The 20,636-nt window shown below is 68.9% G+C and carries 18 protein-coding genes; 2 read left to right on the top strand and 16 right to left on the bottom strand.

The window, feature by feature from the left end:
• Positions 1 to 11 precede the first annotated feature (11 nt).
• The 15 genes from RCP38_RS06245 to RCP38_RS06175 form a co-directional block, all read right to left on the bottom strand.
• Complete coding sequence (locus RCP38_RS06245) at positions 12 to 2,582, bottom strand: multicopper oxidase domain-containing protein (RefSeq protein WP_308476264.1); 2,571 nt, start codon at positions 2,580 to 2,582, stop codon at positions 12 to 14.
• Between the two features lie 72 nt (positions 2,583 to 2,654).
• On the bottom strand, positions 2,655 to 3,896 hold the full coding sequence (locus RCP38_RS06240; RefSeq protein WP_308476263.1) for a sulfotransferase family protein: 1,242 nt from the start codon (positions 3,894 to 3,896) through the stop codon (positions 2,655 to 2,657).
• The gene (locus tag RCP38_RS06235) at positions 3,893 to 4,957 is read right to left on the bottom strand and encodes a DUF1214 domain-containing protein (protein WP_308476262.1); all 1,065 of its coding nucleotides are present in this window, start codon (positions 4,955 to 4,957) and stop codon (positions 3,893 to 3,895) included. Before RCP38_RS06235 ends, RCP38_RS06240 begins: the two co-directional genes overlap by 4 nt.
• A 2-nt stretch (positions 4,958 to 4,959) precedes the next feature.
• On the bottom strand, positions 4,960 to 5,559 hold the full coding sequence (locus tag RCP38_RS06230; protein ID WP_308477088.1) for a TetR/AcrR family transcriptional regulator: 600 nt from the start codon (positions 5,557 to 5,559) through the stop codon (positions 4,960 to 4,962).
• 59 nt (positions 5,560 to 5,618) lie between these two features.
• Positions 5,619 to 6,440, bottom strand: a complete 822-nt coding sequence (locus RCP38_RS06225; protein ID WP_308476261.1) for a class I SAM-dependent methyltransferase — start codon at positions 6,438 to 6,440, stop codon at positions 5,619 to 5,621.
• An 11-nt stretch (positions 6,441 to 6,451) separates the two neighbouring features.
• A complete protein-coding gene (locus RCP38_RS06220) occupies positions 6,452 to 7,369 on the bottom strand; it encodes a ketopantoate reductase family protein (RefSeq protein ID WP_308476260.1) in 918 nt (305 codons plus the stop codon).
• 4 nt (positions 7,370 to 7,373) lie between these two features.
• Positions 7,374 to 8,549 (bottom strand): enolase C-terminal domain-like protein, encoded by a 1,176-nt coding sequence (locus tag RCP38_RS06215; RefSeq protein ID WP_308476259.1) that lies wholly within the window; start codon positions 8,547 to 8,549, stop codon positions 7,374 to 7,376.
• A gap of 23 nt (positions 8,550 to 8,572) precedes the next feature.
• Positions 8,573 to 9,376, bottom strand: a complete 804-nt coding sequence (locus RCP38_RS06210) for an HpcH/HpaI aldolase/citrate lyase family protein (protein WP_308476258.1) — start codon at positions 9,374 to 9,376, stop codon at positions 8,573 to 8,575.
• Positions 9,373 to 9,870: a MaoC family dehydratase gene (locus RCP38_RS06205; RefSeq protein ID WP_308477087.1), complete on the bottom strand. Its 498-nt coding sequence runs from the start codon at positions 9,868 to 9,870 to the stop codon at positions 9,373 to 9,375. Before RCP38_RS06205 ends, RCP38_RS06210 begins: the two co-directional genes overlap by 4 nt.
• 2 nt (positions 9,871 to 9,872) lie before the next feature.
• The gene (locus RCP38_RS06200; RefSeq protein ID WP_308476257.1) at positions 9,873 to 11,033 is read right to left on the bottom strand and encodes an acyl-CoA dehydrogenase family protein; all 1,161 of its coding nucleotides are present in this window, start codon (positions 11,031 to 11,033) and stop codon (positions 9,873 to 9,875) included.
• On the bottom strand, positions 11,030 to 13,051 hold the full coding sequence (locus RCP38_RS06195) for an acetyl-CoA carboxylase biotin carboxylase subunit (protein ID WP_308476256.1): 2,022 nt from the start codon (positions 13,049 to 13,051) through the stop codon (positions 11,030 to 11,032). The genes RCP38_RS06200 and RCP38_RS06195 overlap by 4 nt, the downstream gene beginning before the upstream one ends.
• A gap of 6 nt (positions 13,052 to 13,057) precedes the next feature.
• Positions 13,058 to 14,629 carry a carboxyl transferase domain-containing protein gene (locus RCP38_RS06190; protein ID WP_308476255.1) on the bottom strand — a complete coding sequence of 524 codons (1,572 nt, stop codon included), beginning with the start codon at positions 14,627 to 14,629 and terminating at the stop codon, positions 13,058 to 13,060.
• Positions 14,626 to 15,267 carry a 3-oxoacid CoA-transferase subunit B gene (locus RCP38_RS06185; protein ID WP_308476254.1) on the bottom strand — a complete coding sequence of 214 codons (642 nt, stop codon included), beginning with the start codon at positions 15,265 to 15,267 and terminating at the stop codon, positions 14,626 to 14,628. The genes RCP38_RS06190 and RCP38_RS06185 overlap by 4 nt, the downstream gene beginning before the upstream one ends.
• Positions 15,264 to 16,013: a CoA transferase subunit A gene (locus RCP38_RS06180; protein ID WP_308477086.1), complete on the bottom strand. Its 750-nt coding sequence runs from the start codon at positions 16,011 to 16,013 to the stop codon at positions 15,264 to 15,266. The genes RCP38_RS06185 and RCP38_RS06180 overlap by 4 nt, the downstream gene beginning before the upstream one ends.
• A gap of 76 nt (positions 16,014 to 16,089) precedes the next feature.
• On the bottom strand, positions 16,090 to 17,730 hold the full coding sequence (locus tag RCP38_RS06175) for an AMP-binding protein (protein WP_308476253.1): 1,641 nt from the start codon (positions 17,728 to 17,730) through the stop codon (positions 16,090 to 16,092).
• A 101-nt stretch (positions 17,731 to 17,831) separates the two neighbouring features.
• On the opposite strand from RCP38_RS06175, the gene RCP38_RS06170 reads away from it, so the two are divergent.
• Both RCP38_RS06170 and RCP38_RS06165 read left to right on the top strand, forming a co-directional pair.
• The gene (locus RCP38_RS06170) at positions 17,832 to 18,479 is read left to right on the top strand and encodes an SACE_7040 family transcriptional regulator (RefSeq protein WP_308476252.1); all 648 of its coding nucleotides are present in this window, start codon (positions 17,832 to 17,834) and stop codon (positions 18,477 to 18,479) included.
• Positions 18,480 to 18,517: 38 nt separating this feature from the next.
• Positions 18,518 to 19,291 (top strand): MmpS family transport accessory protein, encoded by a 774-nt coding sequence (locus RCP38_RS06165; protein WP_308476251.1) that lies wholly within the window; start codon positions 18,518 to 18,520, stop codon positions 19,289 to 19,291.
• Positions 19,292 to 19,313: 22 nt separating this feature from the next.
• Here RCP38_RS06165 and RCP38_RS06160 read toward each other — a convergent pair whose 3' ends face one another.
• A complete protein-coding gene (locus tag RCP38_RS06160; RefSeq protein ID WP_308476250.1) occupies positions 19,314 to 20,627 on the bottom strand; it encodes an MFS transporter in 1,314 nt (437 codons plus the stop codon).
• Between the last annotated feature and the right edge of the window lie 9 nt (positions 20,628 to 20,636).

Below are 20,636 nucleotides of genomic sequence, written 5' to 3'. Positions count from 1 at the left end.
GTGTCGGGCCGCTACCCGGTGACCTCGAAGATGCCGTGCGCCCCGTTCTCGGCGTGGCGCATGTCGTGATCCATGAACGGGTAGTGGCCCGGTTCGGGAAAGGTGAGCTCGACGAATCCGCCCTGCGCGGCCGCCAGGTCCAGGACCTGGGAACCGCCCGGCTCGGCCGGCCGCAGCAGCCAGGCACCTTCCTTGTAGACGGTGTCGAACTGGGTGCCGACGACGTGGAAGGCGATCGGGTCACCGGGTCCGGCGTTGACCACCCAGATCCGCACCCGTTCGCCGGCACGGGCGGGCAGTGGGGCGTGCATGTACCCCGCTGCGGTGCCGTTGAACATCCAGCCGTCGGGCTGTCCGGCTCTGATCGCGGTGGTTTTGGCGTCGGAATCCGGTGCGCCGGCATACAACTGGGCACCGATCAGGGCATATTCCCGGTCTACCGTCGGCAGTCCGGGCGGGTCGATGATCACTGCGCCGTACATGCCGTTGGCGATGTGCAGCGCCATCGGCGGGGTGCTGCAGTGGTACAGCCAGGCACCGGCGCGGCGCGCGGTGAACCGGTAGACCAGTCGCTCCCCCGGCGCCAGGGTGCGCATCGGTTGATCGGGAGCCAGCGCCCCGGCGTGGAAGTCGATGCCGTGCCCCATGGTGGCGTCGTTGATCAGGGTGATCTCGAAGGTGTCCCCGACCCGGCCGCGCAGTGTCGGCGCCGGCTCCACCCCTCCGAAGGTCCACCGGATCTCGCGGCGGCCGGGCGCGATCTCCAACTCCCGGTCCACGGCACGCAGCTCCACCCGGTGCAGGCCGGGCGTCGCCGGGGGCAGCGTCGCGTCGTGGGGTGTCCAACCCGGTGACGGGTCGGCGGCCAGGTCCAGTGCGGCCGGCCCGGTCGGCCCGCTGCCGTGATCCCCGCCGTGGTCGTGGCGTGGTGCTGCGCCGACGGCCCGGATGGTCATCGTCATGCCGGCGGCACGATGCCCGGGCACGTCGCACCACACGTCGAGATCGTGCCGCACCACGCCGAGATCCAGTACCGCGGTCTGTCCGCGGCTGAGCCGTGGGGTGTGCTCGCCGGTGTCGACGCGCAGGTCGTGCGGCAATCCGTCGATGTTGGTGACCCGCAGCACCAGGTGGGTTCCGGCCGGGATGTCGATGACGTCCGGGGCGAACCGCATGTTGTTCAGCGTGACGTCGACGACGCGTGCCGCGCCGGCGTTCGCTGCGGCCTCCGACGGGGCGGGGGCCCCCGTGCCCAGCGCCAGCGCCGCGGCCACCGCAAGCACCGCCGACGCCGCGACCGCGCCGGTGACCGCGCGGGGATGCGGTTGGATCTTGCCGATGTCGAGCGGCCCGCGCATCTCCACGGGCAGTGCGAGCCGCAGGGCCAGCAGGACGAAGCCGGCGACCGCGACCGCGGCCAGCACCCAGCCGATCAGTGGCACCGGCGCCGGCCACGGCCCGGCCACCAGCGGTACCGCGATGTTGATCGCGCAGACCCGCACCTGCCAGCCCTGGTCGAGGTAGGCGATGACGGCCTTGCGGACCGGGGGGCCGTTGGCCACCAGGATCGGCAGCAGCTGGCTCAACGCACCCAGTAGGATCTGCGCGACGAATCCCACCGCCAGCAGCGGCAGCAGGGTGTGTTCCACGAATGCGGGCAACATCTCGACGGTCCGGGCGCCGGCTAAGGCGATCGCTTCGATCACGACGGCGATCCCGAGCCAGGCCGTCGCGCCGACCAGCATCCAGGCTGCGGGTCCGGTGAAACTGCGCCCCGGCCACAACCCGGCGACGGACAGCCCCACTCCCACCGCGTACCCCAGCAGGCCCGCCGCGGTCAGCCACCAGCTACCGGTGAGCAGGCCGACGACCACAACCCCCAAACCGGCTATCAGCGTCGGCAGCGCACGCCGGGCCATCACGAAGGCACGCGGGCTGATCTTCTCGCGAATCGTGGTGGGCCACAGGGTGAACAGTGTGCCCAGCACGGTCAGGCCGATCCAGCCGTAGAGCATCACGTGGACGTGCGTGGTCCACAGCCGCGCATACCAGCGGGCCACCCCGAACGCCATCGCGGCACCGGCCGACGAACCGACCAGCAGAGCGGCGATGGCGGCCAGATAGAAGCCGACGAGATAGTCGAAGCGCCCCGACAACGCGGACTTCTTCATCGCGATCAGCTCGACACCGTGGGCGATGCCGACCACGGCCACACCCGCGCCACCGATCCCGGCCAGCCGTTCGGCCTCGAAGGCGACACCGCCCAGGGTCGCGATCACGGCGAGGTTGAGCAGCGCGAGCTTGGCCACCAGGTGCCAGTGCGGCGGGTCGGGAACCCGGCACAGCGTCGTGGTGAAGTGCCCCGACCAGATCACTATCGCGTTGCTGGCCGCGCCCAGGAACAGCGCATGGATGGGCAGCCAGATGGGATGCGCTAGGGCGTCGTGGCCGATCAGCAGTCCCACGGCGACTGCCAGCCACGCCACCACCACGATGTTGGCGCCCAGGAACACCGGCCCGCGCGGACCGCCGCGCCGTGGCAGCTTGACGGTCTGCACGGTCGGCGTCCCCAACTCGATCATGTGCGCCAGGCTACGTTCACCGCACCACCGGTCGGAAGTGTCCTAAGCCATCAGTGGGCCGTTCGTGGGCCGTCACACACCGACGAAGCGGTTGCGGTAGTCCCGCAACCGGTCGGCGATCCGGTCGGGGTCCAGCCCCAGGTCCGCGGGCCGATAATCCACCGTCCCGTAGCGGCCCCGCGGGTGGTCGCGGCAGAACCGGGCCATCGCCTGTTGCGCGGGTACGTCATACGGCTGGCCGGCGAGTTCGTAGATGCCCGCGACGGTGCCCTGTTCGTCGGCCATGAAGTCCTCGAACCGGACATCGACCGACTGCGCCGCGGGCAGCACCTCGCGATCGCGCAGGCATCCGGTGAGCAGGTCGTCGGCCCGTTCCAGCCAGTAGGCCGAGATCTTGACCGGATCAGGGTGTGCACAGGCCATCCGGGCGGCGTAGCTGATCATGGTCGCCATCGATTGCGTCACTTCGACGGGATCCCGGTGGGTGACAACGAAAGTGGCATCCGGGAAAGTCGCGTAGAGCGCCGGGAACTGTTCGAGATGCTGCGGCGACTTGAGCACCCAGCGGGTTCCGCCGCGCAACCATTGCAGCGCCTGCAGGGTCCGTTTGAGATAGGTGTACGACGGGCGTTGGTCGTGGGTCTTGTAGTGCTCGGCGAAAGTCGGGAGATAGTAGGTGCTCTCGAACAGCATGCCGGAGATGTCGTTGGCCAGCAGTTGGATCTCTTCGTGGGCGTGGTCGACGGTCATGTCGTGCATGCGCTTGAAGTCGGGCATCGTGGTGTCGATGAGGTCGAGTCCGACCGCGCAGCGGTCCCGCCGGGCCTGCGGATCGTCCTCCCCCGGCGTGGCGACCGGTTCCAGACTCTCCCAGTACGGCAGGTAGCGCAGCGCCGGGTCGGCGGCGATGAGGTTGTGCAGGTGGGTGGTGCCGGTACGCGGTAGCCCGCAGATGATGATCGGGCGTTCGATCGGCTCGCTTTCGATCTCGGGGTGCGCGGTGACCAGATCTTCCAACCGGAGCCGGTTGACCAGGTTGCCCACCAGCTGCTCGAACACCACCGCGGTCCCGGTATCGGACAGGTCCGCCTCGTCACGCAGCGACGTACACAGCACTTCGAGCCGTTCACGGAATCCGGTGTCGCCCCAGTTGCTCAGTCCGGTCCGGTCGATCGCGCTCTGCTGCAACGCTTCCGAAGTGAGTTGCAGTGTCGAACCGTAGCCGGACAGTGCCTCGCGGATCGGTGCGGCTGCCTCCGGATACACCGGGTCGGCGAGGTCGGTGAACCGGACCGGCGCCGGCCGCGTGCTCATGGACGCAGCTCCGCGACGTCGACGACCCGGCAGCTCAACGGGTCCGGGGTGGCCTCGGGCAGGAACCAGCGCAGCCAGATCAGGCCTTGGGAACGGCCCGCGGTGGACACCCAGTTCGGATGGCCGGGATCGGTGTCGGCGATGACGATCTGCCAGGATCCGTCGGGCCGGTGGTGAACGTGCGCGCCGTTGATCGTGACGCGCTCCCGCGTGTAGTCGTAGGTGTGCAGGAACGGGTTCCACAGGCACAGGTTCCAGAACACGCACTCCGGTGAGGTGCCCTCGATCACCAGGGCCTGTCCCGGTTGCAGGTCGTAGGCCCCCATGCAGTAGGCGGCGTCCCCGGCGGCCCAGCCGACGGTGCGACTCGGCACCGGGTAGGGGTCCTGCAGGGCGTTCGCGGGCAACCGCAGCGGCGCCATCGCCGCCTGTTCGCGGATCCAGGTGCGGGCGGCGCGCATTCGCCGGCTCAGGTCGGCACGGCTGTCGGGCCGGCGCGGGGTGTCGTCGAGTGCCTCGATGTGCCACTGCACGCGCTGATCGGTGTCGGGGTCCTCGAGGTAGTCGCGGGTCAGGATGAACACCGCGTCCGGTTCCAGCTTGAGCCGATTGCCGGGCCGGTCGGTGGCGCTGATGACGAATTCGAAGTTGCCGTCCGCGTCGCAGCCGAAGTCGCGGTCGTTGATCGTGTCGATGATGCGGTCGCTGTAGCGGCCGTCGTCGGGCCCGCCGTAGACGGTCATCGACAGGTAGACCGAGTCGCCGCGGTTGCCGGTGACCCGGTAGCTGCGGTTCGGGTCGATGGGCGCCAACTGGTAGAAGGCGTCGGAGTTGTCGCCGCCCCACTTCAGGTAGGGGCCGATCACGTCGACCAGGATCGGTTTGTCGGCATCGCCCCAGATGTAGGCGTCGGCGGCCACCCGCAGCAGGCTCAGGGCCCAGCGATAGCCGTCGAGCAGGTCGGCCTCGGCCAGCGGCGGATCGGCGTTCTGCAGTCGCTGTTCGACGGCCCGGACCTCGTCGAGCAGGTCGGCGAACGCAGCGGACAGTTCGTCTGTCATGGTCATCCCTTCCGTCGAAATCCTTGGAGCAGCACGGTGCAGAGCCGGTCGGCGACGCCGTCGACGGCCTCGGGTGCCAGCACCTGGGCGATGTAGAAGCTGGTTCCGACCACCGCGTCGAAGGCGATCTCGGCGTCGACGTCGGCGTCGAGGACGCCCTGGTCGATGCCGGCGTGGATCAGCGCACCGAAGGCATCGCGGGTCGAATCGTCGAGCAGCTGCTGGGTGCGGATGAACAACTCCGGGTCGCGGTGCCGATCGGCCAGGATCCCCAATGCCGCGGCGGCCACCTCGGGTGTGCGCCAGAAGTCGAAGACAGCGGCGACGAACCGGCGCAGGTCGGCTTCGAAGTCCCCGGAGCTGGCCAGCATGTCGCCCACCTCGGCGTCGCCGAAGACCGCGTCGAACACCAGGTGGGTCTTCGACGGCCAACGGCGGTACACGGTGGGGCGGCTGACGTCGGCTTCCCGGGCAATGGCCTCGATGGAGACCTGGTCGTAGCCGTCGCGGGCGAGCAGCCGGCGCGCCGCGGCGGTGATGGCCTGTTCGGTGCGCGGATCACGCGGACGACCACGACCGGCCGGGATGGCACCGGATTCCATCGTCACGACTTAAATGATTACGTTACGTAACGTAAATAGTCAATGGTCCCGGCTGCGGCTCAGAAGCCGTAACGGTGGTACTGCGACATGTTCGCCGTCGCCGGCAGCAGCGCCATCAGGGCACCCAACACCCGGTAGGCGCGGGAAAGCCGCTCATAGGTGTCGGATTCGAACCACCGCACCCATTCCAACAGTCGAGTGCCCGGCACCGCGGTCAGGATGTCGGCGGGGCCGTCGATCCCCCAGTGCAACCTGGCCCCGGATCGACGCACCACCGCGTTGGACCACTGCGTCTTGATGCCGAGCCAATTGAAGACGTCGAACTGCAACTCCCCGCCCGGGAAGCGTTCGACGATCCGGCGCAACAGTGCGACGCCGTCGGTTTCGGTGAGGTACATGGTCAGGCCTTCACCGATCATCAAGGTCGGCCGGTCGGCCGGGATTTCGGCGAGCCAACCGGGGTCGGTGACCGATGCGGCCACCACGTGGTTGTGTTCTGCGGCGGGCAGCAGGTGTCGGCGCAACCGCGCGACATCCGGATAGTCGACGTCATACCAATCCACTGCCGGCGCGGGAGCCAACCGGAAGTAGCGGGCGTCGAGCCCGCAGCCCAGGTGCAGCACCACCGCAGCGGGGTGGGCGGACAGGAAGCGGCGGGCCCAGGCGTCGAAATGCGCCGAGCGGATGGTCACCGACGGTGAGCGTGCCGCGGTGATCGTGGTCCGACGCCAGTCGTAGTCGATGCGCTCGACCACCTCTTTGGCGAAACGGTCCCCGAGAATCGGACGGGGCAGGTCGGCGTCGAGCGCCTTGGCGTAGAGCGTCGCGAGCATGGTCTGCGGCGCCCCGCTCAGGTCCACCCGGGCCTTACGGCCAGTCATAACATTCCAGGCTAGCGCCACTTTCGTTCAACGGCTTTGACCAGTGCGGTCAGCGTGGTGTTCACCGGGACCTGCTCCCCCACCCGGGCCGCATTACGCACCACGGCACCGTTGATGACGTCGATCTCACTGACCCGATGCGCCAGGTGATCCAACAGCGCCGATGGTTTGGCGTCGGGCATCTGGGCGCCGAACGCCCGCACGTGGGCGACCGGGTCCGCCACATCGATGTCGATTCCGGCGGCACGGGCCACCGACCAGGCCTCGGTGGCGGCGGCGCGGCTGACAGGTCCCATGTCGGCATCGTCGAGGACCTGTCCCACCGTCATCCCGGTCAGCGCGCAGGGCGCGCTGTAGGCGACGTTGCAGATCAGCTTCTCCCACTGCATGGCGGCGATGTCGGCGACCGCAGCCGCGTCGAAGCCGGCGTGCGACCACACTTGCGCGACCTCGTCGACGACCGAAAACGGCAGTCCCGCATACGCTCCGAACCGCATGGCGCGCATCGCGTTGTGATGCACGTGGCCGGGCGCGGGCCGTGCGGCGCCGAACCCGCTGGCGATGCCCACCGCGACCCGATCGGGGCCCACCGCATCGGCGACGGTGTCGGCCGAGCCGAGCCCGTTCTGGATGGTCAGCACCACAGTGTCTTCGCCGAGCAGCGGCAGTGCCTGAGTCGCCCCGGCGGCCACGTCGGCGGCTTTGACCGCCAATACCACCAGGTCCATCGGCTCGTCGGGCGCGACGGTCGCCGCCCGCATGGCCACCACCTGGTCGGGTTGCGGTCCGGTGATCCGCAGCCCGTGCGCGACGATGGTGTCGACGTGCTCGCGCGAACGGTCCAGTGCCAGCACGTCGTTGCCGGCCGCGGCCAGCCTGCCGGCGTAGATGGATCCCATGGCGCCGCATCCGATGACCGCGATCTTCATGCGCTCATCCCACCAGTTCGGCGATCGCCGCGGCCAGATCCGGTTTCTCCTCCAGCCCGAAGCCCGGGGCGTCGGTGGGGGCGATGGTGCCCTCGGCCAGCACGCATCCCGGCGAGTAGCCGCCGAACGGTGCGAACACTCCGGGATAGGACTCACAACCGCCCAGTCCCAGCGCGACCGCGATGTGCAGGTTGATCAGATGCCCACCGTGCGGGAAGGCGAACCGGCGGTCGAATCCGTGGTCCTCCAGAACCTCGATCATCCGGACGTATTCGGTCAGGCCATAGCTGAGTCCGGCGTCCATCTGGAAGATGTCGATGCCCGGTCGCATCCCGCCATAGCGCACCAGATTCGTGGCGTCACGCACCGAGAAGAGGTTCTCCCCGGTGGCGATCGCCCCGTGGTACTCCTCGATGACCGCGGCGTTGAGGGCATAGTCGAGTGGGTCGCCGGGTTCCTCGTACCAGCGCAGCCCGAAGGGGCGCAGGGCCTGCGCCCACTGCACCGCCTCGGCCTGCGCGAACCGCCCGTTGGCATCGACGGCGACCTTCGCGCCGCCGCCCACGATGTCGATCACCGCTTCGATGCGCGCCAGATCCTCGCCGGTCGAGGCTCCGCCGATCTTCATCTTGACCGCGTCGTAACCCATGTCGAGGTAGCCGCGGATCTCGGTGCGCAACCGGTCCAGGCCGGCCCCGGGGCCGTCGCCCGGGTAGTAGTAGCCACCGGCGGCGTACACCGGCACGGCGGTTACGCCGGGCGCCCGGCCGAAGTGTGCGGCGATGGTGGCATGGGCGGGTTCGTCGGCCAGCTTGGCGTTCAGGTCCCAGCAGGCCAGTTCCAGGACGGCCGCCGCACCGGCCCGGTCGCCGTGACCGCCGGGCTTCTCGTCGGTCAGCGCACACCCGAGCACCCGGGCGGGATCGATCCGGCCCGCGTCGTCGAGCAGTGATTCGGGAGTGGCACGCAGCACCCGCGGGATCATCCGGTCGGCGAGGATGCCGCTCTGGGCGAACCGGCCGATCGAGTTGAACGCCACCCCGGTCACCGGTCTCCCGCCGCGGATCTGGTCGCTGACGACCGCGACCAGCGACACCGTGTGCCGAGAGAAGTCGACCAGGGCGTTGGCGATCTCGCCGCGCAGGCGCACCGGTGTCTCGATGATCTGGGTGATGCGCATGCGCTGTGGTTCCTCCCGAGGTGTCAGTCCGCTCGCCGCAGGATAGCCTCGGCGTGCCGCAGCACCGGAGAGTCGACCATCTGTCCCTCGAACGCGAACACTCCGCGCTCGTGCTGTGCGGCGGCGAGTACACGCCGTGCCCAGTCGACGCGCTCCGGCGCGGGCCGGTAGGCGTCGCGGACGACCGCGATCTGGGTCGGGTGGATGCAGACCGTGGCGGCGAATCCGACCGCGGCGCCATCGAGCGCTTCGGCTTTCAGCCCGTCGAGGTCGCCGATGTTGAGATAGACCGCATCCAGTGCGGCCCGACCGAATGCCGACGCCGCCAACAGCACCGTGGAGCGGGCGTGACGGGCGAAGTCCCGATAGGTGCCGTCGGCGTGCCGGCTGGAGCCACCGCCCATGGCCGCCACCAGGTCTTCGGCGCCCCACATCATCGCGGTACATCCGTCGGCGGCTGCGATCTCGGAAGCCAACACCACCCCGCGCGGAGTCTCCAGCAACGCCACCACCTGCCGCGGTGCCAGTGCGGTCACCTGGGCGGCGGATTCGGTCTTGGCCAGCATCACCGTGGTGTAGGCGGTGCCGGAGAGTGCTTCCAGGTCGCGGGCCTGGTCCTCGGTGCCGGCCGGATTGATCCGCACCACCGTGCGCTCGGGGTCGAGTGGGTTGGTCCGCAACGCTTCCCGGGCGGCGGGACGGTCGGCGGCGGCCACCCCGTCTTCCAGATCGAGGATCACCACGTCGGCGACGGCGGCGGCCTTGCCGTAGCGTTCCGGGCGGTCTGCCGGGCAGAACAGCCAGGCCGGTCCGGCGCCGGTACTCACTGGTCCGCCTCGGCGGGCTTCTTGCGCACCAGCGTCGTGCGTACCGCACGAGCGACGATGTCGCCGTGCTGGTTACGGCCGATGTGCTCCAGCGTCACGATGCCTTCACCGGGACGGCTCTTGGACTCGCGCTTGTCGGTGCAGACCGTCTCGGCGTACAGGGTGTCACCGTGGAACACCGGCTTGGGGAACGTCACCTCCGAGAAACCCAGGTTGGCCACGATGGTGCCCAGCGTCAACTGGGTCACCGACAGCCCGACGAGCGTGGAGAGGGTGAACATCGAATTCACCAGGCGCTCACCGCGGAATCCGGGTTGTTGAGCCGCCCAGGCCGCATCCAGGTGCAGGGACTGGGTGTTCATGGTCAAGGTGGTGAACAGCACGTTGTCGGCTTCGGTGATGGTGCGACCGGGCCGGTGGGCATAGGTGGTGCCGATCTCGTATTCCTCGAACCACAGGCCCCGCTGCTCGACGGTCTTGTTCTGCTCCGCCATGGTCACAGCCCCAACGATCGCGCGATCAGCATCAGTTGCACTTCGGTGGTTCCCTCTCCGATTTCCAGGATCTTGCTGTCCCGGTAGTGCCGGGCCACCGGGTATTCGTTGATGAACCCGTAGCCGCCGTGGATCTGGGTGGCGTCCCGGGCGTTGTCCATCGCGGCCTCCGAGGAGATCATCTTGGCGATGGCCGCTTCCTTCTTGAAGGGCTTGCCCGCCAACATCTTCGCCGCGGCGTCGTAGTAGGCGGTGCGGGCCACGTGGGCGCGGGCCTCCATCCGGGCGATCTTGAAACTGATCGCCTGGTAGGAGCCGATGGTCTGACCGAACGCCTCGCGCTCGCCGGCGTATTTGACGCTTTCGTCGACGCAGCCCTGCGCCACCCCGGTGGCGACCGCGGCGATCGCGATGCGACCTTCGTCGAGGATGGACAGGAAGTTGGCGTAGCCGCGGCCTTCCTCGCCCAACAGATTGTCCCGGGGGACGCGGGCGTCGGTGAAGGTGAGCGGGTGGGTGTCCGAGGCGTTCCAGCCGACCTTGTTGTAGGCGGGTTCCACGGTGAATCCCGGTGTGCCCGAAGGCACGATGATCGTGGAGATCTCCTTCTTGCCGTCGGCCCGGGTACCGGTGACGGCGGTGACGGTCACCAGTGAGGTGATGTCGGTGCCGGAGTTGGTGATGAACTGCTTGGTGCCGTTGACCACCCAGTGGTCGCCGTCGAGGCGCGCGGTGGTGCGGGTACCGCCGGCGTCCGAGCCCGCCCCCGGTTCGGTGAGGCCGAACCCGGCCAGCGCACGGCCGGTCACCAGGTCCGGCAACCAGGTCTGCTTCTGCTCTTCGGTGCCGAACCGGTAGATCGGCATGGCGCCCAGGCCGACTCCGGCTTCCAGCGTCATCGCGACCGACTGGTCGACCTTGCCGAGTTCCTCCAGCGCCAGCGCCAGGGCGAAGTAGTCACCGCCCATGCCGCCGTATTCCTCGGGGAACGGCAGGCCGAACAGGCCCATCTGGCCCATCTTGGCGACCACTTCGTAGGGGAAGGTGTGCTCTTCGTCGTGTTTGGCCGCCACCGGTGCGACGACGGTGCGGGCGAACTCGGCGACGGTGTCGCGCAGGTCCTGGTAGTGGCTGGGCAGTTCGCCCGCCTCGGTCGTGGTCATTTCGCTTCCTCGGTCTCTTCCTCTGGGATCAGCCGCGCCAGCACCTGATCCACCTTCACTTGCTCGCCCACCGCTGCCAGTACCTGCACCCGGCCGGCGATCGGGGCGGTCAGGGTGTGCTCCATCTTCATCGCTTCGACCACGATCACCGGATCACCTTCGGCCACCGTCGATTCCGATTCGACGGCTACGGCGATCACGGTGCCGGGCATCGGGCTGGTGATCTCTGCACTGCGCGCACCGCCACCACGATGCACCCGCACCACCTCGGCTTCGCGCAACTGCCAGGTGCCACGCGCATCGCCGATCCACAACTGGCCGTCGTCCTCGGCGATCAGGTAACCGCGCTGGATCCCGGCCACGGTCGCGGTCAACCGATCCCCCGCAACCTCGATGCTCGCACTGCAAGTCGCGCCGTCACCGATCTGCACCTGTGCGGCAGCGGGCAGGCCCCACACCGACACCGTCTCGGCGCGCAGCGGGGTCTGCATCTCGGTGCGCACCGGCGCCGGCGCACCGATCCGCCACCCGCTGGGGCTCTCCCACAGCGATTTCGGCGCGCTTTGTCCCGCTGAGCGGTCACTATCGCGCCGAAATCGCCCGGACAGCGCCCACTGCCGGTAGAGGCCACCGGCGGCCAACACGTCATCGGGCGCCGGAACGGGCGCGAAGTCGCCGGCTCGGGTGTCGAGCAGTTCGGTGTCGAGGTCTCCGGCCACCACCCGCTCGTCGGCGAGCAGGAACCGCAGGAATTCGATGTTGGTCTGCACCCCGAACACCGCGGTGCCGGCCAATGCGGAATCCAGGCGGGCCAAGGCCTGGGCGCGGTCGGCGCCGTGCGCGATCACCTTGGACAGCATCGGGTCGTAGTCACTGCCGACGACGGTGCCGTCCTGCAGCGACGAGTCCACCCGGATACCCGCACCGGTGGGTTCGTGCACCGCCAGGACCCGGCCGCCGGTGGGCAGGAAGCCGCGCGCCGGGTCTTCGGCGTAGACCCGGGCTTCGATGGCGTGACCGGTCAGGGTGACGTCGTCCTGGGTGAAGGACAGCTTCTGCCCGGCGGCCACCCGCACCTGCCACTCGACGAGGTCCAGGCCGGTGATCGCTTCGGTGACCGGGTGTTCGACCTGCAGTCGGGTGTTCATCTCCATGAAGAAGAACTCGTCGGGCCGGTCTGCGGAGACGATGAACTCCACGGTTCCGGCCCCGACGTAGTCCACGCTGCGGGCGGTGTTGCAGGCCGCCGTGCCGATCCGGTCTCGGGTGGCGGCGTCCAGCAGCGGTGACGGAGCTTCTTCGATCACCTTCTGGTGGCGCCGCTGCAGGCTGCATTCGCGCTCGCCCAGATGCACCACGTTGCCGTAGGTGTCGGCGAGCACCTGTACCTCGATGTGGCGCGGCCGCAACACGAATCGCTCCAGGAACAGGGTGTCGTCGCCGAACGCCGACGCGGCTTCGCGGCGTGCGGTGGCCAGGGCCGGTCGCAGCCGGGCGGGATCCTCGACCAGGTGCATGCCCTTGCCGCCGCCGCCGGCCGACGGCTTGATCAGCACCGGGTAGCCGATCTCGTCGGCTGCGGCCACCAGCGCGTCATCGGACAGGCCGGGCTTCGCCAGCCCCGGCACCACCGGCACGTCGAAGGCCGTGACGGTGTTCTTCGCCGAGATCTTGTCGCCCATCACCTCGATGGCCCGCGCCGGCGGTCCGATGAACGCGATCCCGGCCTGCTCGCAGGCGGCGGCGAATGCGGCGTTCTCGGAGAGGAATCCGTAGCCGGGGTGGATGGCCTGGGCGCCGGTGGCCGCAGCCGCCTCGAGCACCTTTGGGATCGACAGATAGCTCTCGGCGACCGGTGCGGGCCCGAGGCGTACCGCGGTGTCGGCTTCGCGCACGTGGCGCGCGCCGGCGTCGGCGTCGCTGTAGACGGCCACCGACCGGATGCCCAACCGGCGCAGGGTGCGGATCACCCGGACCGCGATTTCGCCGCGGTTGGCTACCAGAACTGTGTCAAACATGTTCGCTCACATCCGGAATACGCCGTAGGAGACCGGGTCCAGCGGCGCGTTCGAGCAGACCGAAAGCGCAAGACCCAGCACTGTCCTGGTGTCGGCCGGGTCGATGATCCCGTCGTCCCACAGCCGTGCGGTCGAGTAGTACGGGTTGCCCTGCACCTCGTACTGCTCGCGGATCGGGGCCTTGAAGGCCTCCTCGTCGGCGGCCGACCACGGTTTGCCCGCGGCGTCGAGTTGATCGCTGCGCACGGTGGCCAGCACCGATGCCGCCTGCTCGCCGCCCATCACCGAGATCCGCGCATTGGGCCACATCCACAAGAACCGCGGCGAGTACGCCCGGCCGCACATGGAGTAGTTGCCCGCCCCGTAGGAGCCGCCGATCACCACGGTCAGCTTCGGTACCCGCGCGCAGGCCACCGCGGTCACCATCTTCGCGCCGTGCTTGGCGATACCGCCGGCCTCGTAGTCGCGGCCGACCATGAACCCGGCGATGTTCTGCAGGAACACCAGCGGGATCGAGCGTTTGTCGCAGAGTTCGATGAAGTGCGCGCCCTTGACGGCGGATTCGCCGAACAGCACGCCGTTGTTGGCGATGATCCCGACCGGGTGGCCGTGGATGCGGGCGAACGCGGTCACCAGGGTTTTGCCGTATTCGGCCTTGAATTCGCTGAACTCGCTGCCGTCGACCAGTCGGACGATCACCTGCCGCACGTCGTAGGGCACCCGAGGGTCCGGGGGGACGACGTCGTAGAGCTCGGCCGGATCATGCTCGGGTTCGACGGTTTCGGCGATCTCCCACGGCGTTTCGGTGCGCGGGCCGAAGGTTGCGGCGATCTGGCGCACGATGCGCAGCGCGTGTTCGTCGTCGTCGGCCAGGTAGTCGGTGACCCCGGAGACCTTGGAGTGCAGGTCGCCGCCGCCGAGTTCTTCGGCGGTCACCACCTCACCGGTGGCGGCTTTCACCAGCGGCGGGCCGCCCAGGAAGATGGTGCCCTGTTCACGGACGATCACGGCCTCGTCGCTCATCGCCGGGACATAGGCGCCGCCGGCGGTGCAGGAGCCGAGCACCGCCGCGATCTGCGGAATGCCCGCCGCGCTCATGGTGGCCTGGTTGTAGAAGATCCGGCCGAAGTGCTCCCGGTCCGGGAAGACCTCGTCTTGGCGGGGCAGGAACGCTCCCCCGGAGTCCACCAGGTACAGGCACGGCAGCCGGTTGGCCAGCGCCACCTCTTGGGCGCGCAGGTGCTTTTTCACCGTCACCGGGTAGTAGGTGCCGCCTTTGACGGTGGCGTCGTTGGCGACGATCACGCATTCGCGGCCCGACACCCGGCCGATCCCGGTGATGATGCCGGCCCCGGGGCACTCGTCGTCGTACATGCCGTCGGCGGCCAGCGGCGCCAGTTCCAGGAACGGACTGCCCGGATCCAGCAACCGGTCGACGCGGTCGCGCGGCAACAGTTTGCCGCGGGCCACGTGGCGCTGCCGGGACTGCTCGTTGCCGCCGAGTGCGGCCGCCGCCAGTTTGGCGCCGAGTTCGGCGACCAGGCGTCGATGCTCCTCCGCGAAGGCCGGTGCGGTCATGACATCTTCGAAAGGTCTAGCGGGGCTTCGGTCTTCGCGACGACCTCGTCGACGGAGACACCCGGGGCGGTCTCCACCAGTTGCAGGCCCGCACCGGTGACGTCGATGACGGCCAGGTCGGTGATGATCCGGTCCACGCAGCGCTGACCGGTCAGCGGCAACGTGCACTCGTTCACGATCTTGGCGCTGCCGTCCTTGGCGGCGTGCTCCATCATCACGATCACCCGCCGCGCCCCGTGCACCAGGTCCATCGCCCCGCCCATGCCCTTGATCATCTTGCCGGGGATCATCCAGTTGGCCAGGTCGCCGGCGGCCGAGACCTGCATGGCCCCGAGCACCGCCACATCCAGGTGGCCGCCGCGGATCACCCCGAAGGATGCCGACGACGAGAAGAACGACGCGCCGGGCAGCACGGTCACGGTTTCTTTGCCGGCATTGATCAGGTCGGCGTCGAGGTTCTCGCGCAGCGGGTAGGGCCCGACGCCCAGGATGCCGTTCTCCGAGTGCAGCACCACGCTGACGCCGTCGGGGATGTGGTTGGGGATCAAGGTGGGCAGGCCGATGCCGAGGTTGACGTACTGCCCGTCGCGCAGTTCGGCGGCCACCCGGGCGGCCAGTTGATCGCGGGTGAGGGTCATGACTCGCGCACCGTCTCTCGCTCGATTCGCTTGATCGGATTCGGCACGTGCACCACCCGGTGCACGAAGACGCCGGGGGTGTGCACCTCGGCGGGGCACAGTTCGCCGGGCTCGACGAGGTGCTCGACCTCGGCGATCGTGATGCGGCCCGCGGCGGCGCACTCGGGGTTGAAGTTGGCGGCGGCCTCGCGGTAGACGAGGTTGCCGTGCCGGTCGCCCTTCCAGGCGTGCACCAGCGCGAAGTCGGTGCGGATGGCGTGCTCCAGCACGTAGGTGCGCCCGTCGAAGTCGCGGGTCTCCTTCTTCGGTGAGGCCACCGCCACCCCACCGTCGCCGTCGTAGCGCCACGGCAGGCCGCCGTCGGCCACCTGGGTACCCACCCCGGTGGGCGTGTAGAACGCCGGGATGCCGGCACCGCCGGCACGCAACCGCTCGGCCAGGGTGCCCTGCGGGGTCAGCTCCACCTCGAGTTCACCGGAGAGGAACTGCCGGGCGAACTCCTTGTTCTCGCCGACGTAGGAACTGATGGTGCGGCGGATCCGATTGTGCTCCAACAGCACTCCGAGTCCGATCCCGTCGACGCCGCAGTTGTTCGACACCGTCTCCAGATCGGTGACCCCGAGTTGCAGCACGGCATCGATCAACGCCTCCGGGATACCGCAGAGCCCAAATCCGCCGACCGCCAGCGACGCCCCGTCGGTCACGTCGGCCACGGCTTCCCTCGCCGTGGCCACGACCTTGTCCATCGCCACCCGCGCCTCCTCGATTTTCAGTTAATATTGATTAACCGGTGCCCGAGAATACCATTCTCGGGCCGTACTGTCAGCCGCCGTCGAACTGCTCGATGACCTGCAGACGCATCTGATCCTTGCGGACCTTGCCGGTGACCGTCATCGGAAACTCGGTCACCGTCCGCACATACCGCGGCACCTTGAAGTGCGCCAACCGGCCGCTGCAGAACTCCCGCAGTTGCTCGGCGCTCAGCGGCATCGCCCCGTCGCGCATGATCACCACCGCCATCAGTTCCTCGCCGTAGGTTTCGTCGGGCACACCGATGACCTGGACATCGAGGATGTCGGGATGGCTATGCAGGAATTCCTCGATCTCACGCGGGTAGACGTTCTCCCCGCCGCGGATCACCATGTCCTTGATCCGCCCGGCGATCCGTAGGTAGCCGTCGCCGTCCATCACGGCCAGGTCCCCGCTGTGCATCCAGCCGTCGGTGTCGATGGCCGCCGCGGTCTTGTCCGGGTCGTTCCAGTAACCGGTCATCACCGAATAGCCGCGGGTGCACAACTCACCGACCTGCCCGCGCGGCACCACTGCGCCGGTGGCGGTGTCGATGAGTTTGACCTCCAGGTGCGGGCCCACCCGCCCGACGGTCTCCACCCGCTGTGTCAGCGAATCCCCGGCGCGGGTCTGGGTCGACACCGGGGAGGTCTCGGTCATGCCGTAACAGATCGCGACGTCGGCCATGTGCATGTCGTCCATGACGCGCTGCATCACCTCCGCCGGGCACGGCGAGCCCGCCATGATCCCGGTGCGCAGACTGCTCAGGTCGTAGTCCGCGAAGCCGGGCAGGCCCAACTCGGCGATGAACATCGTGGGCACCCCGTAGAGGCTGGTGCACGCCTCGTCCTGCACGGCCGACAGCGTGGCCGCCGGATCGAAGCCGGGGCCGGGCAACACGATGGTCGCACCGTGGCTGGTCGCCGCCAGGTTCCCCATCACCAGGCCGAAGCAATGGTAGAGCGGCACCGGCAGGCAGATCCGGTCGTCGGGGGTGTAGCCCAGCAGTTCGCCGACCAGGTAGCCGTTGTTGAGGATGTTGCGGTGGCTCAGCGTCGCACCTTTGGGGTGACCCGTTGTGCCCGAGGTGTATTGGATGTTGACCGGATCATCGGGGTGCAGCGTCGCACCGACCCGCGCCAACGCCTTGGCATCGACGGGGTTGCCGGCCAGGTCATGCCACCGGGAATCGCCGATGACGATCACCTCGCGCAGATCCGGGCAGTGCGGGGCCACTTCCCCCAGCATTCCGACGTAGTCGGAGCTCTTGAAACGCGCCGCCGAGATGACCACCGCAGCCCCGGATTGCTTGAGCGCATAGGCCAATTCGTGCGAGCGGTACGCCGGATTGACGTTGACCAGAATGGCGCCGATCTCGGCGCAGGCGTACTGGGTCAAAACCCATTCGGCGCAGTTGGGCGCCCAGATGCCCACCCGATCCCCGGGGCCGATACCGACCCGCAGCAGGCCGCTGGCCAACCGGTGTACGTCGGCCGAGAACTCGGCGTAGCTCCAGCGCCGGCCCGAGGCGACATCGACCAGGGCGTCGCGATCGGGGAACGTGCGTGCGGTGGCCGCCAGGTCGGCGCCGATCGTCGTCTCCAGCAAGGCGGGCTGCGTCCCGCCGCGGGCATAGGACAGCCCGTCCCGCGCCGCGGGCACTGCAGTTGCCATCGGTACCTCCACCGGTGCCGCCGGAATCCGTATCGGTTCACGACGCCGGGTGTTACGTTAGCGACCATTAACTCAAGATGTCCACGATGAGCGGAGGCGTGATGACAGCGTCCACCGCAGCCGGCTCGACAGCGAACAACGAACCGGCCAACCGGCGCAGCCAGCTGAAATCCGATCGGCGCACCCAGTTGCTGAAGGCGGCCGAACGACTCTTCGCGCAGAGCGGTTACCTGGCGGTGCGGTTGGAGGACATCGGCGCGGCCGCCGGCGTCAGCGGTCCGGCCATCTATCGGCACTTCGCCGGCAAGGAAGCGCTGCTGGTCGAACTGCTGGTCGGCATCAGTACCCGACTGCTGGCCGGGGCGCGCGCCGTCGACGCCGACGGACGCACCCCCCGCCAGGTGCTCGACGGGCTGATCGACTTTCACCTCGACTTCGCGCTGGGCGAGCCGGATCTGATCCGCATCCAGGATCGGGACTTGGCGCAGCTACCGGCCGCCGCGCAACGGCAGGTGCGCAGCGCGCAACGGCAATACGTCGAGGTGTGGGTGGGCGTGTTGCAGGCGCTGAAACCCGGACTGGCGGAGACCGATGCGCGGCTGATGGCGCACGCCGCGTTCGGCCTGCTGAACTCGACGCCGCACAGCATGAAGCCGTCCGGGTCCGACTCGGCCGGGCCGGAGCGCTCGCGAGCAGTGTTGCGGGCGATGACGATCAGTGCGCTCGGCGCACCGACGTCCCGGCCGTAGGCCTGTGCCGCAGGTACCCTGCAATCCATGAGGTGGGAATGACCGATCCCTATCGGCCGGAGGGCTCCGATCAGCCCTGGCAGAACTCCGAACCCCCGACCGTCGGCTTCCCGCCGTACGTCGACCCGGCATATGCGGGGCAACTCCCCACCTATCCGCCCGGTTATCCGCCGCAGGCGCCGAACCCGACCCAGCAGCTGCCCCGGCAGCACTGGGAGCCGCCACCACCGCCACCGGACGGGCCGGTCGGCGGCGGCCAGGGTGGGCCACCGGAGCCGCCCCGTTTTCCGAACTGGCTGTTTCTGGTGGCCGGCGCCGCGGTGCTGTTGGTGGTCGGCATGGTGATCGCCCTGGTGATCACCAACGGCTCACAGCGCAACACGGCGACGGCACCCCCGATGACACCGGTGACACCGTTGCCGACCGCCCCCAGCACCCCGGCTCCCACCCGGGTGCCCACCACACCCCCGTCGCCGACACCGTCGCGGACACCCGCACCCCGTACGACGACGACCCCGCCGCCGACGGCTTCGACCACCCCCGCGGTCCCCGAGACCATCGTCTACTCGGTCACCGGGACCGGAAAAGCGTTGAGTATCGCCTACATCGACACCGGCGGGATGCTCAAGACCGAGTTCAACGTGACCCTGCCGTGGAGCAAGCAGGTGACGCTGACACCGCCGGCCACGACTGCTGCGGCGGTCACGGTGGTCAACTTCGGTGAACAGGTCACCTGCGCGTTGTCGGTGGACGGCGCCCAGGTGCGCCAGCGCACCGGTTCGATCCTCACGGTGTGCGCGGCGGCCGGCTGAGCCGATCGCGAGTGGCCGGGCGTCAGCTCCGGCGCGGCACCTTCACCGGCAACACCGCGAGCAGTCCCAACAACAGCACGGTGCACAGTCCGCCCATGCCGGCGCGATCGCTGTGAAAGATGTCGACGAAGATCGAGAACAGCCACGGCGCCAGGAACGAGACCGCCCGACCGGTCATGGTGTACAGACCGAAGGCCACCCCCTCGAAGCCTTCCCGGCCCTGCTGCGCCATCCGCAGCAGCAGGGTGCGTGCCGAGGACTGGGTCGGCCCGATGAACAGGCACAGCAGCAGCCCGCAGGCCCAGAACGCCCGCGGCCCGGACATCGTCATCAGCGTGGTGCCCGCGGCGATCATCGCCACCAGTGAGCCGACGATGACGGTCTTGGATCCGATCCGGTCGTCGAGCAGGCCACCGGCGACGGCCCCGAGAGCGGCGACCACGCTGGCGGCCACGCCGAAGATCAAGACGTCACCGGGTGAGATGCCGTAGACGCCCACCCCGAGCACCGCACCGAAGGCGAACACCCCGGCCAGGCCGTCGCGGAATATCGCGCTGGCCACCAGGTAGTAGACCAGGTTGCGGTCGCGGTGCCATTCGGCGGTGATGTCGCGCCACAACTGGCGATAGCCACCGAGCAGCCCCAACCGCAGCGGCGGCTCCGCGTCCTCGCCGGCCAACCGGTGTGCGCTGAACAGCAGCGGTAACGCGAACACGACCAGCCAGGCCGCCGCCAGCAGCATCGCCACCCGGACGTTGTATCCGCCCTCGGTGGGCAGGTCGAGCAGGCCACGGGTCGGGCCAGTGCCGGCGATGCATCCCAGGTAGACCAGGAGCAGCAGGACGACGCTGCCGGCATAACCCGCCGCCCAACCGAAGCCGGAGATCCGGCCGGAGTTCTGCGGTGTCGACAGCTGCCGCAGCATGGCGTTGTAGGGCACGCTCGCCAGGTCGCCACATGCGGCGGTCAACGCCAGCAACAGCAGTCCGGGAGCCAGGTAGGCGGGCTCGTCGCGGATCAGGCTCATCGATGCCGTGAGTACCCCGGCAGTGCCGGTCAGCACTGCCAGCGTCACCCGACGGCGGTGCGGGGCCGACACCCACACCCCGATCACCGGCGCCACCACGGCCACGGTCAGCCCCGAGATCGCCAACGTGCGGCCCAGCCAGCTGGCCGGTGACACCTGCCCGGGCAGCTCCCGGCCGACACTGTGGGTGAGATAGACCGAGAAGACGAAGGTCACCACGATCGCGCTGATGCCGGCGGCACCGGTGTCCCACAGTGCCCACGCCACGATCCGGGAACGCCCCGGCTTGTCCGCCCCCGGCTCGTCCATAACCGGCAC

The sequence above is a fragment of the Mycolicibacter sp. MU0083 genome (assembly GCF_963378075.1).
GTDB classification, from domain to species: domain Bacteria; phylum Actinomycetota; class Actinomycetes; order Mycobacteriales; family Mycobacteriaceae; genus Mycobacterium; species Mycobacterium kokjensenii.
The sequence above is the reverse complement of the archived record's forward strand: the minus strand, read 5'-3'. Positions and strand labels throughout refer to the sequence as shown.